The sequence below is a fragment of the Streptomyces humidus genome (genome assembly GCF_014649655.1).
Lineage (GTDB): Bacteria > Actinomycetota > Actinomycetes > Streptomycetales > Streptomycetaceae > Streptomyces > Streptomyces humidus.
This window is the reverse complement of the sequence record NZ_BMTL01000005.1, coordinates 46,990-61,009: the sequence shown is the minus strand read 5'-3', so window position 1 is coordinate 61,009 and position 14,020 is coordinate 46,990. Positions and strand designations below refer to the sequence as shown.

Annotated in this window: 14 protein-coding genes and 1 pseudogene; 2 read left to right on the top strand and 13 right to left on the bottom strand. The window is 71.3% G+C overall.

The features are described from left to right. The first annotated feature begins 143 nt into the window (after positions 1-143). Positions 144-377, top strand: a complete 234-nt coding sequence (locus IE239_RS06980; protein ID WP_190148381.1) for a WhiB family transcriptional regulator — start codon at positions 144-146, stop codon at positions 375-377. Positions 378-523: 146 nt separating this feature from the next. On the opposite strand, the gene glpK is transcribed toward IE239_RS06980, so the two are convergent. From glpK to IE239_RS06965, 3 genes are all read right to left on the bottom strand, one after another. Next, positions 524-2,041, bottom strand: coding sequence for a glycerol kinase GlpK (gene glpK / locus IE239_RS06975; protein WP_190148380.1), 1,518 nt, complete (start codon positions 2,039-2,041; stop codon positions 524-526). 24 nt (positions 2,042-2,065) lie between these two features. Next, positions 2,066-2,911 carry an MIP/aquaporin family protein gene (locus IE239_RS06970; protein ID WP_190148379.1) on the bottom strand — a complete coding sequence of 282 codons (846 nt, stop codon included), beginning with the start codon at positions 2,909-2,911 and terminating at the stop codon, positions 2,066-2,068. A 387-nt stretch (positions 2,912-3,298) separates the two neighbouring features. Continuing rightward, entirely contained in the window at positions 3,299-4,882 is a 1,584-nt protein-coding gene (locus tag IE239_RS06965; protein ID WP_229877868.1) for a carboxylesterase/lipase family protein, read from the bottom strand. A 334-nt stretch (positions 4,883-5,216) separates the two neighbouring features. Between IE239_RS06965 and IE239_RS06960 the strand changes: the two genes are divergently transcribed. After that, positions 5,217-6,122, top strand: coding sequence for an NAD-dependent protein deacetylase (locus IE239_RS06960; protein WP_190148377.1), 906 nt, complete (start codon positions 5,217-5,219; stop codon positions 6,120-6,122). A 25-nt stretch (positions 6,123-6,147) separates the two neighbouring features. On the opposite strand, the pseudogene IE239_RS06955 reads toward IE239_RS06960, so the two are convergent. From IE239_RS06955 to IE239_RS06910, 10 genes and pseudogenes are all read right to left on the bottom strand, one after another. Continuing rightward, a pseudogene (locus IE239_RS06955) lies at positions 6,148-6,723 on the bottom strand (dehydroquinate synthase/iron-containing alcohol dehydrogenase family protein); the annotation flags it as partial. Positions 6,724-7,023: 300 nt separating this feature from the next. Beyond that, a complete protein-coding gene (locus IE239_RS06950; protein WP_190148376.1) occupies positions 7,024-7,785 on the bottom strand; it encodes a LamG domain-containing protein in 762 nt (253 codons plus the stop codon). Positions 7,786-7,974: 189 nt separating this feature from the next. Beyond that, positions 7,975-8,592: a TOPRIM nucleotidyl transferase/hydrolase domain-containing protein gene (locus tag IE239_RS06945; RefSeq protein WP_190148375.1), complete on the bottom strand. Its 618-nt coding sequence runs from the start codon at positions 8,590-8,592 to the stop codon at positions 7,975-7,977. 94 nt (positions 8,593-8,686) lie between these two features. Then, complete coding sequence (locus IE239_RS06940) at positions 8,687-9,214, bottom strand: GtrA domain-containing protein (protein WP_190148374.1); 528 nt, start codon at positions 9,212-9,214, stop codon at positions 8,687-8,689. Between the two features lie 721 nt (positions 9,215-9,935). After that, a complete protein-coding gene (locus IE239_RS06935) occupies positions 9,936-10,139 on the bottom strand; it encodes a cold-shock protein (protein WP_037751662.1) in 204 nt (67 codons plus the stop codon). A gap of 760 nt (positions 10,140-10,899) precedes the next feature. After that, positions 10,900-11,106: a hypothetical protein gene (locus IE239_RS06930; protein ID WP_190148373.1), complete on the bottom strand. Its 207-nt coding sequence runs from the start codon at positions 11,104-11,106 to the stop codon at positions 10,900-10,902. 14 nt (positions 11,107-11,120) lie between these two features. Next, the gene (locus IE239_RS06925; RefSeq protein WP_190148558.1) at positions 11,121-11,705 is read right to left on the bottom strand and encodes an ArsR/SmtB family transcription factor; all 585 of its coding nucleotides are present in this window, start codon (positions 11,703-11,705) and stop codon (positions 11,121-11,123) included. A gap of 72 nt (positions 11,706-11,777) precedes the next feature. Next, positions 11,778-12,089 (bottom strand): hypothetical protein, encoded by a 312-nt coding sequence (locus tag IE239_RS06920; RefSeq protein WP_190148557.1) that lies wholly within the window; start codon positions 12,087-12,089, stop codon positions 11,778-11,780. A gap of 200 nt (positions 12,090-12,289) precedes the next feature. Then, entirely contained in the window at positions 12,290-12,592 is a 303-nt protein-coding gene (locus IE239_RS06915; RefSeq protein WP_190148372.1) for a putative quinol monooxygenase, read from the bottom strand. A 273-nt stretch (positions 12,593-12,865) separates the two neighbouring features. Beyond that, positions 12,866-13,828 carry a carbohydrate kinase family protein gene (locus tag IE239_RS06910; protein WP_190148371.1) on the bottom strand — a complete coding sequence of 321 codons (963 nt, stop codon included), beginning with the start codon at positions 13,826-13,828 and terminating at the stop codon, positions 12,866-12,868. Between the last annotated feature and the right edge of the window lie 192 nt (positions 13,829-14,020).

Below are 14,020 nucleotides of genomic sequence, written 5' to 3'. Positions count from 1 at the left end.
CGCTACGACGAGCTGCCCGTAAGCGGGTGGCCGAACTCCCACGCGGAGGTTGTGGTGATGTCTTCTCGCTCTGCCGGTCGCTGCTTCCCGCGCCCGCATGCCAGTGACGTCGATCATGCGGCGGGCTTCCCGGGAGGCAGCGCGTGAACTGGCGTGACTCGGCGGCATGCCGTTCCGAAGACCCCGAACTGTTCTTTCCGATCGGCGAGGACGGTCCATCGCAACTGCAGATCGAGCGGGCCCGTGCCGTCTGCCACCGGTGCCCTGTCGTGACGGCCTGCGGCAGCTGGGCGTTGCGCAGCGGTGAGTACGACGGCATCTGGGGCGCGATGACGGCGGGCGAACGCCGGGCACTGCGCCTCTGGCGCAAGACCTGAACCGGAGCCTGCCCAGGCCGTGATCACCGCCGGACCTGCTCAGGCCGTGATCACCGCCGGACCTGCTCAGGCCGTCGAGAGGGCCGGTCCTCGGGACATGGGCAGGCGCCGCCCGACGCTCAGGGGCGGCGCCTGCCGTCGTCGGGCTACTCGACCTCGGCCCAGTCGAGGGTGCGCTCCACCGCCTTCTTCCAGCCCGCGTATCCTTCCGCGCGCTGGTCGTCGGACCACTGGGGCTCCCAGCGCTTCGACTCCTGCCAGTGGGTGCGCAGTTCGTCGGTGTCGCGCCAGAATCCGGTGGCCAGGCCGGCCGCGTAGGCCGCGCCGAGCGCGGTGGTCTCGGCGACCACCGGACGGCTGACCGGCACGCCGAGGACGTCGGCCTGGATCTGCATGCACAGGTCGTTGGCCGTGACGCCGCCGTCGACCTTGAGCACGTCGAGGTGGACTCCGGAGTCCTGCTCCATGGCCTCGACCACGTCGCGGCTCTGGTAGCAGATGGACTCCAGGGTCGCCCGGGCCAGGTGACCGTTGTCGTTGTACCGGGCCAGGCCGACGATCGCGCCGCGGGCGTCGGAGCGCCAGTACGGTGCGAACAGGCCCGAGAAGGCGGGAACGAAGTACATACCGCCGTTGTCCTCGACGGTGCGCGCGAGGGTCTCGCTCTCCGCCGCGTGATTGATGATCTTCATCTGGTCACGCAGCCACTGCACCGCGGACCCGGTGACGGCGATGGAGCCCTCCAGTGCGTAGACCACCGGGCTGTCGCCGAACTGGTAGGCCACGGTGGTGAGCAGTCCGTGCTGCGAACGGACCAGCTCAGTACCGGTGTTGAGGACCAGGAAGTTGCCGGTGCCGTAGGTGTTCTTGGCCTCGCCCGGCGCATAGCAGACCTGTCCCACGGTGGCCGCCTGCTGGTCGCCGAGCACCCCGGTGATGGGGATGGCGGCACGCAACGGCCGGGAGGTGCGGGTCACCCCGTACGCCTCGCGGTGGGAGGACGGGCTGATGGTGGGCAGCATCTGCCGGGGGATGCCGAAGAAGCCCAGCAGCTCGTCGTCCCAGTCGAGGGTCTCCAGGTCCATCAGCATGGTGCGACTGGCGTTGGTCACGTCGGTGGCGTGGACACCGCCGTCGGGGCCGCCGGTCAGGTTCCACAGGACCCAGGCGTCCGTGTTGCCGAAGAGGGCGTGGCCCTGCTCGGCCGCCTCACGGACGCCGTCGACGTTCTCCAGGATCCACTGGATCTTGCCGCCGGAGAAGTAGGTCGCCGGCGGCAGCCCCGCCTTGCGGCGGATGACGTCACCCTTGCCCGAGCGTTCCAGGGCCGCGGCGATGGAGTCGGTGCGGGTGTCCTGCCAGACGATGGCGTTGTAGTAGGGACGTCCGTTGCGTGGATCCCACACGACGGTGGTCTCCCGCTGGTTGGTGATTCCGATCGCGGCCAGGTCCTCGGGGGCGAGGTTGCCGTGGCGCAGCGCGTTCTGCATCACCGAGTTGGTGCGCTCCCAGATCTCCACCGGGTCGTGCTCGACCCATCCTGAGCGCGGCAGGATCTGGGCGTGTTCCAGCTGGTGCTTCGCCACTTCGTTGCCGGAGTGGTCGAAGATCATGAATCGCGTGCTGGTGGTGCCTTGGTCCACCGCGCCGACGAAGTCAGCCATGGGTTGCCGCCTCTGCTGTGGGGGTCATTCCTCGGGGGCCGGAACGCGGCCGGGAGGCTCCGGCTCGGCCGTCGGCAGGAACCGACCGACGAAGATCTTGTAGAGGCCGGCGCCGAGCAGGCCGCCGAGCAGGGGGCCGACGATCGGCACCCAGAAGTAGAGGTTCCCGTACTGATCTCGCCATGCCGTTCCGTAGCCCGTGATGAAGCTGGCCAGTCGAGGGCCGAAGTCACGCGCCGGGTTGATCGCGTATCCCGCGTTGGTGCCCCACGCCATACCGATGGCCACGACGATCAGACCGACGATGAACGGGGCGAGGTTGGCGCCGGGTGGCGTGTTCAGGAGGTCCGTGACGGCGAGGATCAGCAGGAGCAGGATGGCGGTGCCGATGATCTGGTCACGGAACGCGCCCCACTCGTGGACCGGCAGGTTCGGATTGCCGTTGGCGGGGAGCGTGGAGAACACGAACTGCGTCTTGATGGTGTGACCGGGGTCGGCCTTGGCCAGAGCCTCGGTGTAGTTCCACCGCACGATGAGAGCCGCCACGAAGGCGCCTACGGTCTGGGCCACCACGTAGGGCGCCACCTTCTTCCAGGAGAACCCCTTGAAGGTGGCCAGGGCGACCGTCACCGCCGGATTGAGGTGGGCGCCGCTCAGCCGCGCGGCGACGTAGACGCCCAGGGTGACGCCCAGACCCCAGGCCCAGGCGATGCTGTCGTGGTTTCCGAGTCCTCCTGGCGGCGTCGTGAGCGCTCCACCGGCGACCACCTGGGCCACCACGCCACAGCCGAAGAGGATGAGAATCATGGTCCCGGTGAACTCGGCCGACAGTTCGCCGACCAACCCGGACCTCTTGAATCGCTCAGCCATGGAAGCCCGCTTCCCGCCGGCGCGGAGCCGGCACGTCGTCTGCTCGAGGTCTTCCGTAGAACAGCATAGGGCGATCATGAACGAAGCGCGCAAATCGGAAATATCCACAGTCCGGCAATGACGATCAGAGAGTGGGCGCCCCGCCGAGCAGCCTGATGAGGAGCGCCACCGGCGCGGTGTGCGACGCGTGAACAGGACGACGGTCGCGCGTGAGTAGGACGGTCGCGCGTGAGTAGGACGGTCGCGCGTGAGGCAGTGCTCGCGGCCCCTCCCCGGCCGCGAGGACCGGGGCCCGCTTCGCCCCCCGAGCCCCGCGGCCGAAGCCCTCGGCGACCGGCTCGGCTGTCTGGCCCTCGCCGCAGCCGGCCCGGGGGCGCGGCCCTCCGGTCACCTGAGGGCGTCCCAGAACGCACAGTGGTGACGCCGCTGCGCCGTACGGGTGGGGACGATGTGGTCCGGCTCCAGGGAGAGCACCGTCCGGCGGGACCAGTGCGGCGTGGACGGGCCGTCGGGGTCACCGGTGCGGGCGAAGCGGGTCCAGTAGTCGATCATGGCGTCGGCGAGCCGGTACTGTGCCGCGGTCAGGTCGCGCGGACGGCCGCCCAGGTCGAACAGGTAGGGCAGTTCGCTCGCGTGCGGCGCGCCGAGCGGGAAGGGCGGCGTGCCCGGGGTGAGCGGCGGAGCGTGCTCGTCGGCGAACTCATAACGCCAGACGGGTACCCGGACGGCGAGCAGGCCTGCCGCGCCCGCCGTCGGGCAGGCGAAGTCGGCGTCGCCGATGACCGCGCCGAACACCGGGCCCCCGTCGGTGTCGTGGACGGGATACTCACGGACGATCGCCTCGGCCTGTCCCGGCGAGGGGAAGAAGGCGGCCGCGACGTCGGGCCAGGTGCCGGGATCGACCGGGTTGCCCGCCCTGACGATCCCGGCGGCCCACCCGTTGCCCTCGTCATGGTTGCTGCCGATGAGCACGGGGACGCGGTGGAAACGGCCTGCGGCGACAGCCGCCGCGGGGTCGTCGGGCAGCAACGGGGTTGTGTAGGCGGGCTGTTGATCGGTCTCCTGGGCGGCGAGCAGACGCGTGACGTCCACGCTGCGCAGGCAGGCCATGACGTCGTGGGCGGAGCCGCAGCCGACCTTCGCCGCGAGGTCCGAGCCCGTGGCGCGTGCCGCGGACAGCAGGACGGAGGACGGAGCGAAGGGCCGGTCGGGGCGGCCTGTGCACGGCCCGCTCTCGATGACCGCCCGGTCGAAGAGGCCAGCGGCGGCGGGTGAGGCGAGCTGGGCGCAGACGCTGTAGCCGCCTGCCGACTCGCCGGCCAGCGTCACGTTGCGCGCGTCGCCTCCGAAGGCGCCGATCTCGGCGCGGACCCAGCGCAGCGCCGCCTGCTGGTCGGCCAGCCCGAAGGTGCCGGAGCCGGGCAGCCCGCCGTGCGCGAGGAATCCGAGCGCACCGAGCCGGTAGTCGACGGTGACGACCACGACGTCGCCGCGGGTGGCCATGCGGTGGGCGTCGTACGAACTGCCCGCACCAGTGGTGAAGCCGCCGCCGTGCAGCCAGACGACCACCGGCCGGGGATGCGCCGTTCGGGTGTCGTCGGGCGTCGTGACGTTCAGGCGGAGGCAGTCCTCGTCGGTGCTGCCGCCGGGCACCTCGCCGGCCGGCTGTGGGCAGGCGCTCGCCGGGCGCGTCGCGTCCCGGACGCCGCGCCACGGGACCGCGGGGCGGGGCGCCGCCCAGCGCAGCCTGCCCACCGGGGGCGCCGCGTAGGGGATTCCCTCGTAGGTGCGGTAGCCGTCGTGGGCGGCGCCCCGCACCAGGCCGTCCTGGGTGCGTACGGTGGTGGCGGGCCGGGCAGGCCCGGTGGGAGCCGCCTGCGTCGGCGCGGGGGCCGCGGCCGACGCGAGTACGGCGGTCAAGGCGCAGCCCAGGGCGGTCAGGACGCGGTGCATGCTCATCTTCTCCCCCATCAGCGTGGAAGGTCCTCAGGTCCTGCCGTGCCACGGCTGCACGCACCAGCGGCTCCGTCCGGCGACGGTCGTACAGGCTGTCGGCCCCGTCGTCGTGGCGAGCAGGTACATGAGGCAGGCCAGGTCGTCGCTCACACCTCGACGCTAGGGCCGACCGCCCCGGCGCCGCATCGGCCGTAGGAAGGGACCGACGCCGGGAGTGCAGGAGGAGCAGCGTTCGGCCTCCTCCCTGAGGAGGAGTCGGCGCCCTCCCCATGACGCCCGCTCGTCCGCGGTGAGCCCCCGCGCCACCGGCACGAAGGCCGCCGGGGCGGCTGTTCCGTACCCTGGCCCCATGCGCATGCGCCCCACTCTGAGCTGGACCCCGGCCGGGGACCCGCTGCCGGGCACCACGGATCTTCGACAGGTCACCGAAGCTCTGAGCAGCGGCGGCGTGCTGGTGCTCAGCGGGGCCGGCATCTCCACGGAATCGGGCATCCCCGACTACCGAGGCGCGGGCGGCAGCCTGAGCCGGCACACCCCGATGACCTACCAGGACTTCACAGCCGCCCCGCAGGCCCGCCGCCGGTACTGGGCGCGAAGCCATCTCGGCTGGCGCACCTTCGGCCAGGCCCGGCCCAATGCCGGACACCGGGCCGTGGCGGCGTTCGGCAGGCACGGACTGGTGTCGGGCGTCATCACCCAGAACGTCGACGGTCTGCACCAGGCCGCCGGCAGTCAGGACGTCGTGGAACTGCACGGCAGCCTGGCGCGGGTCGTCTGTCTCTCCTGCGGTGCGGGCTGCTCACGACAGGAGCTCGCCCGGCGGCTGACGCAGGCGAACACGGGCTTCGACCCGGTGGCGGCGGGAATGAATCCGGACGGCGACGCCGACCTCACCGACGAACAGGTCGGCGACTTCGTCGTGGCGCCCTGCACGGTCTGCGGCGGCGTCCTGAAACCGGACGTGGTGTTCTTCGGCGAAGCCGTCCCGCCGGCGCGCGTCGCAGCCTGTCGCGAACTGGTCGAGCGGGCGACCTCCCTCCTGGTCCTGGGCTCCTCGCTGACGGTGATGTCCGGACTGCGGTTCGTCCGCCAGGCGGCCCTGGCCGGGAAGCCGGTGCTGATCGTCAACCGGGACCCGACCCGCGGCGACCGGCACGCCCTCACCCGCGTCGAGCTGCCGCTGGGAGCGGCCCTCGGGGCCGTGGCCGACCGGCTGGGCGTCCCCCTCGACGGACGGCCTCAGCCACCCCTGTAAGACGTCGGCTGCGCCCGGCGAGCACTCAGGGGGTCGGAGGTCGTCCCGACCAGGCCGCGTGCAGGAGCGGGAGGAGGCCTTCCGCGGTCACCTCGCGGGGGTTGGCGTAGGGGTCGGCCGGCGTGACCTCGACGATCCGGTCGATGTCGTCCTCCGCCATGCCCAGCTCCCGCAGGGACCGCGGGGCGCCGAGCCGTCCGGCGTTCAGGGCGCGGCAGAGGGCCGCGACGGCCTTGGGCGCCGCGCTCTGGTTGTAGGCGAGGGCGTGCGGAAGGACCACGGTGTGGGTGGGTGCATGCGGAAGACCGAGGGTGCCGCCGAGGTCATGACAGAGCTTGTGGTGCAGTGACATGGTGGTGGCCCCGAGGCAGGCGCCGCACAGCCAGGCGCCGTACTGGGCACGGGACCGGGCGTCGAGGTTCGCGCCGTCGGCGACCACGTCCGGGAGCGCGGCGGCCAGCGCCCTCACGCCTTCCTCGGCCATCAGGTCGATGATCGGCGAGGCGTCGGGCGCGTACAGGGCCTCGACCGCGTGCGCGATCGCGTTCGTGCCGCTGGTCACGGAGACGTCCGCGGGCAGGCTCAGGGTGAGCGCCGGGTCTACAGCACCGACACCGGTGCGCGGCGGTGAGGGCCTTGGCGGCTTCGTCGGTGCCGGGCATGACGTACCTCCAGTGGGACGGGCGTTCTCCGGCCGGGGTTGTGCGGCGGCCCGTCGGACGTCCGTGTCCGACCGCTCGGGGCGACCCTACGAATGTCCGGCCGGGCACGGTACCGCGGAGCCCGGACGGCAACCGGATCACGCGAAGCACGCCACCGCTCACCTGGTGCCGTGGCCTGCGGCGCGCAGGGACGGTCTGCTCCCTCCCCGCGCCCAGCTCTCTCCCCGGCCCGAGGCCTCTCAGAGCCCCTCGGCGTCGGTCACCGCCTCGGGCTCGTCGGGTTCCGTCTCCGAGAGCGTGGGGGGCCGTCTCACGACGAGGCCCTGGACCTCGTACGACATCTCCTTGACGTGGGGGGCCGGCGGCGGGTGGTAACGGCCCGCGCAGACCGACAGGTTGACGATGAGGTAGGCGTGCCAGGAACGTCCGACGCCCCGTCGGTCGGCGAACACCTTGCTGCCGTTCACCCACCAGACCACGGACCGTGAGCCGAACTGGACGCGCAGATCCACCCATCCGCCCGGGCGGACGGCAGGGTCGCGATAGTAGAAGTTGCTGTCGCGGACGTGGTTGGTCAGTTCCAGCAGGTCGGGGTTGTCGGGGTGGTACTCGAAGACGTCGATCTCCTGATCGCCGTCCCGCCAGGTCCAGATGGCCGGCCAGGCTCCGGCCTCGTGGGGCAGTCTCACCCGCGCCTCGAGCACGTCTCCCGTGCGGACGGTGAAGTCCTCCTCGCTCCCTTCCGTGGTGAGCAGACCCGTGTCCCAACGGCCGTCCTTGCGCAGGGTGGCGCGGAAGGTGCCCGAGCGGCTGTAGGCGGGATTCGCGGTCAGGTGATCCAGTTTGTTGTCGCCGGGATTGACGGGACCGCCGTTCGGATACGCCCACGACCGCCCCGCCACCCACTGACGGGTGGAGGTGAAGTCAGCTGTGAAAACGACCTCGGGACCGGTCCCGACCCCTTCTGCCGACGGTGTTCCGTCGCATGCAGGATTCTCCATGCGCGGATGCTGCTCCGCATATGACCTCGGCATGCGGATGAGGAGAAAACGGGGGAAAAGACAACCCTGACGAGTGAACTCGCGCCGGAAAACAGCCCGTCGCCTCTGGACCGCGCACGTCCCCGAGCAGACGCCGCCCTCGAACTGTTGCACCTCACGCACGAGTTGGGCGGACGGGCCGGAGAGAAGTCACAGGGCGGCGAAGAGGTCGTCCAGCGGGGCAGGGACCCGGTCGGGGGCGAGAGCTTCGGCCAGGACCCGTCCGTAACGGATCTTGCGCCCCTTCTTGGTGCCCATGAACCGCCGCAACTGCTGTTCCCGCGGCCGGCCGTGCTGGGCCGGCTGCCGTACGAAGGTCCGCCAGGCGCGCAGTTCGTCCTCGGCCTCGACGATCTGCTCGACCCGCGCGGGGCCCAGCGCACGGATGAGTTCGTCCTCCAGGTCCACCGTGCACACGTGGACCTCCGGCCGCGGCGTCCAGGACGGGTCGAGGCCCCGGTCGAAGAAAGGTTTCTCGCGCTCGTCGCACAGACCCACCAGCCGCAGGCCGAGACCGGCCGGCCCCAGGAGCGCGGCATAACGTCCGACACTCATCGCCCCGCCCATCGGCATCACGCACACCCCCTCGGACGCCAGGTCACGACCCCGGCCCGCGGCCAGCGCCTCGACGGCCGCGAGGTCGCTCAGCCCTTCCACCAGGACCGCCGTGTGCACTCCCGACAGTCCGGCCGGTGCACCGGCCGGCCCATCGGGGTCACCGCCCACCCAGCCCGCGACCTCGTCCCGGAGCGTCCGCATGTCGGCCATACAGGGAAGTCTGCTACGTCCACCGACGACGACGCACGCGATATTCGACGGCACACGCCGGTGCCGCCACGTCGCGGGGCGCTCCGCGGGTCGTTCAGGCGGCATGGCAGAGCGACCTCGGGTCGGTCGGTGGCGCGGTGCGCGCGGTGCGGGTCGTGGGCACGGGAGGGTGGGCGTGAACGGCGTCCGCGCCCTGGGATCCACCGCGCGCGAAGACGATCAGGCGCAGGACCGCGAACCGTGCCACGCCCGCGAACGCGGAGGCGGACAGGTACACGGCCTGTTCGCACACCGCGCCGGGCGACTCCACCGACGCACGCAGGGCGATCATCGCCATGCAGGTCATGGCATACGCGGCCGCCGCGGACCCTGCCGACTGAGCATGCTGACGCCATGTCGCCCGTCCGCCCACGCCGAAGGTGAAGCGCGCGTGGAGTTCGGTGGCGACAAGGGTCGAGCCGACGGTGACCAGGGCGTTGGCCAGGGCCCAGGGAACCCGGGAGGCCAGAGCCGCCACGGCGAAGCTGGAGGCCACGCCCACTCCCCCGCCGCACAGCAGGAAGCGGGCGAACGCCATGACCCCGCCGGGCGCCGCGCGTTGCCCACTCCGCACTGCCTTCATGCCCCGCCCCTGTGAACGCCCCCGTCTGCGGATCGAGGCCTTCCTCTCGGCGAGGCCCGCGGCCCGCAGATCCCGCAGTTTCTGACTGGGGAAACGCTACGTTGCCTTGACGCCTTCAGCGACCGGTTTATTGGGCCGTTTCTCCAACTCGCAGATGAAGAAGTGGAATTCGTTGCAACGACTCCACGGATAACGCAACGCTGCGATCCTCAAGATCCTCCAACGTTGCAATGATGCAGGAGGTCACACACCTGTCGGCAGGGGGGAGCGGAAGGCCGGGGGCAGGAGACGACACGTGGCGGCGGCCGCCGCCTCCCACGCCACCGCCTTGCGGTTCGTCAGCCACCACGACCTCGTCGTGGCGGTCCCCCGGCTCATCAGCCGACCGCCCCCGCCTGGACGAACTCGACCTCTGCGGCGCGCCGTTGCCGTTGCCCATGCCGCCGACACCCTTCCACCTGACAGAGCATCAGCGCTACGGCAACGACCCCGGTGACGTCGGCGACGAAGACTCGAGAGCATCGGTTCCTTGCGGAGAAGGTTGCGGTGACGCGTCAACGTCCCTACGCGGCGTCGCAGTTCGGCCTGCTCGAATCGGGCGACTGCGGTCACGCCGGGATCCTGCCGAGGGCTCTTCCTGCCCGGGCCGGTCCGCGTCAGGGGCCGTGCATGCGTCAGGCCCCGGAGCGGGAAGCGCTCCGGGGCCTGACGGTGTCCGAGATCAGGCAGGCGTGATGTTCTCGGCCTGCGGGCCCTTCTGGCCCTGGGTGATGTCGAAGGTGACCGCCTGGCCTTCCTGGAGCTCACGGAAGCCGGAGGCGTTGATGTTGGAGTAGTGGGCGAAGACGTCCGGTCCGCCGCCGTCCTGAGCGATGAAGCCGAAGCCCTTTTCGGCGTTGAACCACTTCACAGTTCCGCTGGCCATGCTGGTGCCTCCCAGTTGTTGTCGGGAACCGCACCGCGCGGCCCCGGAGGTGATCGCCCTGGTCCGGCACTGCACAGCAAAACGCCCACGCGACGGCGCGGGCAGGTACTGCGAACCACGACAGCTGACGACGACGCTACACGGCGAAAGCGGCCCCCACCAGAGAGCAACGGCCATGATCCGCCGCCTGTGCGACACCGGAGGTCCGGTCGGGGCAGAATCGACCGTGTATCAGGCGTCGGGTGGGAGCGGCTGTCACCCCGCCCGGCCCGACCGGACCGGGCCCGGGCGAGGCGGGTTCGGGCCCCTTCCGCACGCCTCGCGAGCCGGTCCGCCCCGAAGACGTCCCGCACGCCCGGCTGCAAGGGCGGACCGACCGATCCCGTCTCACGGAATAGTCGGCGGTCACCCGATCGGTCGGTGACCGACCGTTCCGAGCGTGAGCGATCGGCCGTTCCGGGCTCGAGTGGTCCAGCATTCCGGGCACGCGCGATCCGGCATTGCGCGAAGGTCGGGCGGACGGGGACTCTTCGCTTCCCGTGCGACGGATCGCAGCTCTGCTTCCATCGGCGGGAACCCATGGGCGTGATCAGGCGGCTCGAGCGCGCCGAGCGCGCCGAGCGCCTTTGGCGCGATGCACCGGAAGGCGCCGAACGTGTGCCACACGGTCGTGGTCTGCCGGGCGCGGGGTCCGACACAGTCGGTCTCGGACCCGGACCCGGACATCGCGAGCACCGCCGGTCCGGCACTCCGACCCGGGCTAGGGAGCGGCGGCGCTCGTCCGGGGCGCGGCAGCCAGCCGGAGACCGACCTCCACGAGGGTCCAACCGAGACGGGTGCGGAGATTCCCGAGGCCGTGAGGGCCGCCGGCGGGACGGGCGGTGACGGCGAGACGGTGGGCGTCGGCTTCGGCCCGAAGCTCGAGGGCGCGGACGCGGTGCAGGGCGAGGTGGGTCTCGGGGTGCATCGGGCGACGGCCTCTCATTCCGAGGACAAGGGGAACGTGCGGGTGTGGACGCGTACTCGAGCGGCGTCGGCGTCGCCTTCGTCCACCGCACGGTCGCGGTAGGACTCGACGAGCGCGTGCATCTTCTCGACCAGTTCCCGGGTGAGTTCGGGTGTCAGCCTCAGCGTGTCGCTGCTCATGTCCCAGGCGCTGTTCCACTCTTCCGGCCAGGTGTGCCGGTTGCCGAGCCAGGTCGAAAGATCGCGGGTCTGGGTGGTCGCGACCTCATGGAGGTACGTGTCGGCGGCCCCGCGTACATCCGGACTGGCGTCCGTGAGCAGGGCGTCGTCGAAGCGCAGGCCCTGATGGGCGGCCTTCCACCAGCGCTCCCTCCCCTTGCCCCGCTCGGGGGCGTCCTCGATGAAGCCGTGCGCGGCGAGCTGTCGCAGGTGGTAGCTGGTGGCACCGCTCGACTCACCCAGTTTCTCGGCCAGTCGGGACGCGGTGGCCGGGCCGCCGAAGCGCAGGGCGTCCAGCAGCTGCATACGCAGCGGGTGGGCGAGCCCGCGCAGCGAGCGGGCGTCGAGGCTGCGGACCCGTGGGTCCTGGGGCTCGTTCATGAGGACGACGATACTCATGCAAAGAACCCCTTGCAACGGTTTCTTTGCAAGGGGTTCTTTGCAAGTAGGGGATCAAGCAGGGTCGAGGAAGCGCAGCAGAACGGCGGCCTCGGCGCGGAGTCGTGCGGCTCGGTCTGCGTGCGCCGGAGCGGTCAAGTGCGCTGCGGCTTCCAGCCGTTCGGCGGCCTCGGCGCGCACGATGTCCGCCGCTTCACCCTCGCTGAGCTCACGTCGGGCCGCCTCGGTGGCCCCGACGCCCACCGGTGACCGTTCGAGGGCCGCGCCGCGCAGCCGGGCGTCGTCCACGGGCACCGCCTCCGCGTTGTCCAGCGCGGCGAGCGTCGCGCGCAGCGCGCTCACCGCGGTCCTGTCGCGAGCGCGCATCGCTTCCGGAAGGGCTTGACGCATGAGAACACGTAGAGACATGCCGGGACCCTACGGTCGCACTCCTGGCCCCACAAAGGGATATCTCCGCGAGGGCAGGGCGTGCGTCGACCGCCGAGTGAGGCGCCGCACGACCCCACGCCCCCGGTCCCGCCGGGCGGCTTCGGGATGCGGGGTGCGCGGTACGCGTGGACGGGGCGTCACGAGTGCGTGGTCAGCGGGTTCAGGAACGTCAGCACGGAGGCATCCTCTTCGATCAGCGGGACGAGCGCGGCGTTGAAAGGACTGCCGTACGGGGCGTGCAGGTGCGCCTTGAAGGCCTCCTCGTCCCGGTAGACCTCGAAGATCCAGAAGGCGCGGGGTGCGGCTTCCTTGGTGTACACGTCGAAGAGGATGTTGCCCTCTTCCTGGCGCACCTTCCGTGCGTACTCGCCGATCAGGCGGGCGACCTCGTCCTGTGCTCCCTCGCGGGCGGTGAACTCGGCGAGCAGGGTCTTCTTCATGGTGTCGTGTCCTTGATCGTTCGAGAATGGGTCGAGAAGGGGCCGGCAGGGGCGCGCACCGGACCGGGACCGGCGCTGATCGTGACGCGGGGCGCCCTGGCCGACCTATGTCATCGATGACATCGCGCGGCCCGATCATGGATGCGGCGCCGCGCGGGCGTCAACGGCGCGGGCGACTTCGTCGGCGCGGGCACTCTCGTCGGCGCGGGCGCTCTCGTCGGTGCGGACGACTTCGTCGGTGCGGGCCCTTCGCCGGTGCGGCCGCCCGGGCGGTCAGGCGCCGCCAGTCGCCGTGAGCTCTTCCAGCTGGTCCCGCCACGGCGGATTGGGACCGGCGACCGAGCAGGTCAGGGCTGCGACCCGGGCGCCGAACGCGCAGGCTTCCGCGACCTCGCCGAGAGTGAGGTCGTCCAGCCGGCCGCCGAGGAGGCCGTGGGCGCCGAGGTGGTGCAGCAGGCCGGCGGTGAAGGAATCTCCCGCCCCGACCGTGTCGACGACCTGTGCGGTCACCGCGGGCACCCGCACCCGTTCGCCGTCGAGCGAGGCCAGTGCGCCGTCGGAGCCGAGGGTGATCACGACGAGCCGGACCCCCGCCGCATGCCAGAGGTCGCACGCCTGCTCGGGTGCGACGCCGGGCAGGAGGAGTTCCAGGTCGTCCGCGCTCAGGCGCAGGATGTCGGCGAGGGCGCACCAGCGGGCCAGCCGGGCGCGGTACGTCTCGGGGCGTACCAGCAGCGGCCGGACGTTGGGGTCGATGCTGATGGTGGCCCGTGGAGCCGCTGCCGCCAGGAACTCCTCCACCACCGCCCCGCCGGGCTCACGGATCAGTGCCAGCGAGCCGGTGTGCACACAGGCCGTGCCGGACAGATCCGTCCGTGCCAGTTCCGCCGGCGTCCACTGCCAGTCGGCCGTGTTCTGCGCGTGGAAGGAGAACGCGGCCTGCCCGGCGGGATCCAGCTCGGCCACGGCCAGCGTGCTGGGCTCGGCGGCGTCGACGGCGTACGACAGGTCGACGCCGGACGCCTCCAGGTGGACCCGGAACAGGCGGCCGAAGACATCGCCGGACAGCCGCGCGAGGAATCGGGCCTGCGTGCCGAGCCGGGCCAGGGCCACTGCCGTGTTCGCGGGTCCGCCGCCGGGCAGCACCCGCAGGGCGAGTTCGTTCGCGGCGGGCGCCGCTTCGGTGAAGGCGTCCGCGACGCACTCTCCCACCACGGTGATCTGACGCGGGTTCATGGGCTGCTCTCTCTCGAAAGGGCTGGAAAGACCGGGCGAGGACGCGGCGCGGTGACACGGCCCCTGGCCGGCTGCGCGGGGGCGGCGGCTACGGACGTTGCCGATTTGTGACGAGTGGAAGGCATTGACGTTGCCGGGATCCGGAGTCCATCATCCTCGCCAGGCAGTGTCAACGATGACATAAGTCAACGA

Coding starts and splice junctions, on each gene's coding strand:
- IE239_RS06965 (WP_229877868.1), bottom strand. CDS start 4,882: ATGGGGGAGAAGATGAGCATGCACCGCGTCCTGACCGCCCTGGGCTGC.
- IE239_RS06960 (WP_190148377.1), top strand. CDS start 5,217: ATGCGCATGCGCCCCACTCTGAGCTGGACCCCGGCCGGGGACCCGCTG.
- IE239_RS06935 (WP_037751662.1), bottom strand. CDS start 10,139: ATGGCCAGCGGAACTGTGAAGTGGTTCAACGCCGAAAAGGGCTTCGGC.
- IE239_RS06940 (WP_190148374.1), bottom strand. CDS start 9,214: ATGAAGGCAGTGCGGAGTGGGCAACGCGCGGCGCCCGGCGGGGTCATG.
- glpK (WP_190148380.1), bottom strand. CDS start 2,041: ATGGCTGACTTCGTCGGCGCGGTGGACCAAGGCACCACCAGCACGCGA.
- IE239_RS06910 (WP_190148371.1), bottom strand. CDS start 13,828: ATGAACCCGCGTCAGATCACCGTGGTGGGAGAGTGCGTCGCGGACGCC.
- IE239_RS06970 (WP_190148379.1), bottom strand. CDS start 2,911: ATGGCTGAGCGATTCAAGAGGTCCGGGTTGGTCGGCGAACTGTCGGCC.
- IE239_RS06915 (WP_190148372.1), bottom strand. CDS start 12,592: ATGAAGAAGACCCTGCTCGCCGAGTTCACCGCCCGCGAGGGAGCACAG.
- IE239_RS06945 (WP_190148375.1), bottom strand. CDS start 8,592: ATGGCCGACATGCGGACGCTCCGGGACGAGGTCGCGGGCTGGGTGGGC.
- IE239_RS06950 (WP_190148376.1), bottom strand. CDS start 7,785: ATGGAGAATCCTGCATGCGACGGAACACCGTCGGCAGAAGGGGTCGGG.
- IE239_RS06920 (WP_190148557.1), bottom strand. CDS start 12,089: ATGCGCGCTCGCGACAGGACCGCGGTGAGCGCGCTGCGCGCGACGCTC.
- IE239_RS06930 (WP_190148373.1), bottom strand. CDS start 11,106: ATGCACCCCGAGACCCACCTCGCCCTGCACCGCGTCCGCGCCCTCGAG.
- IE239_RS06925 (WP_190148558.1), bottom strand. CDS start 11,705: ATGAACGAGCCCCAGGACCCACGGGTCCGCAGCCTCGACGCCCGCTCG.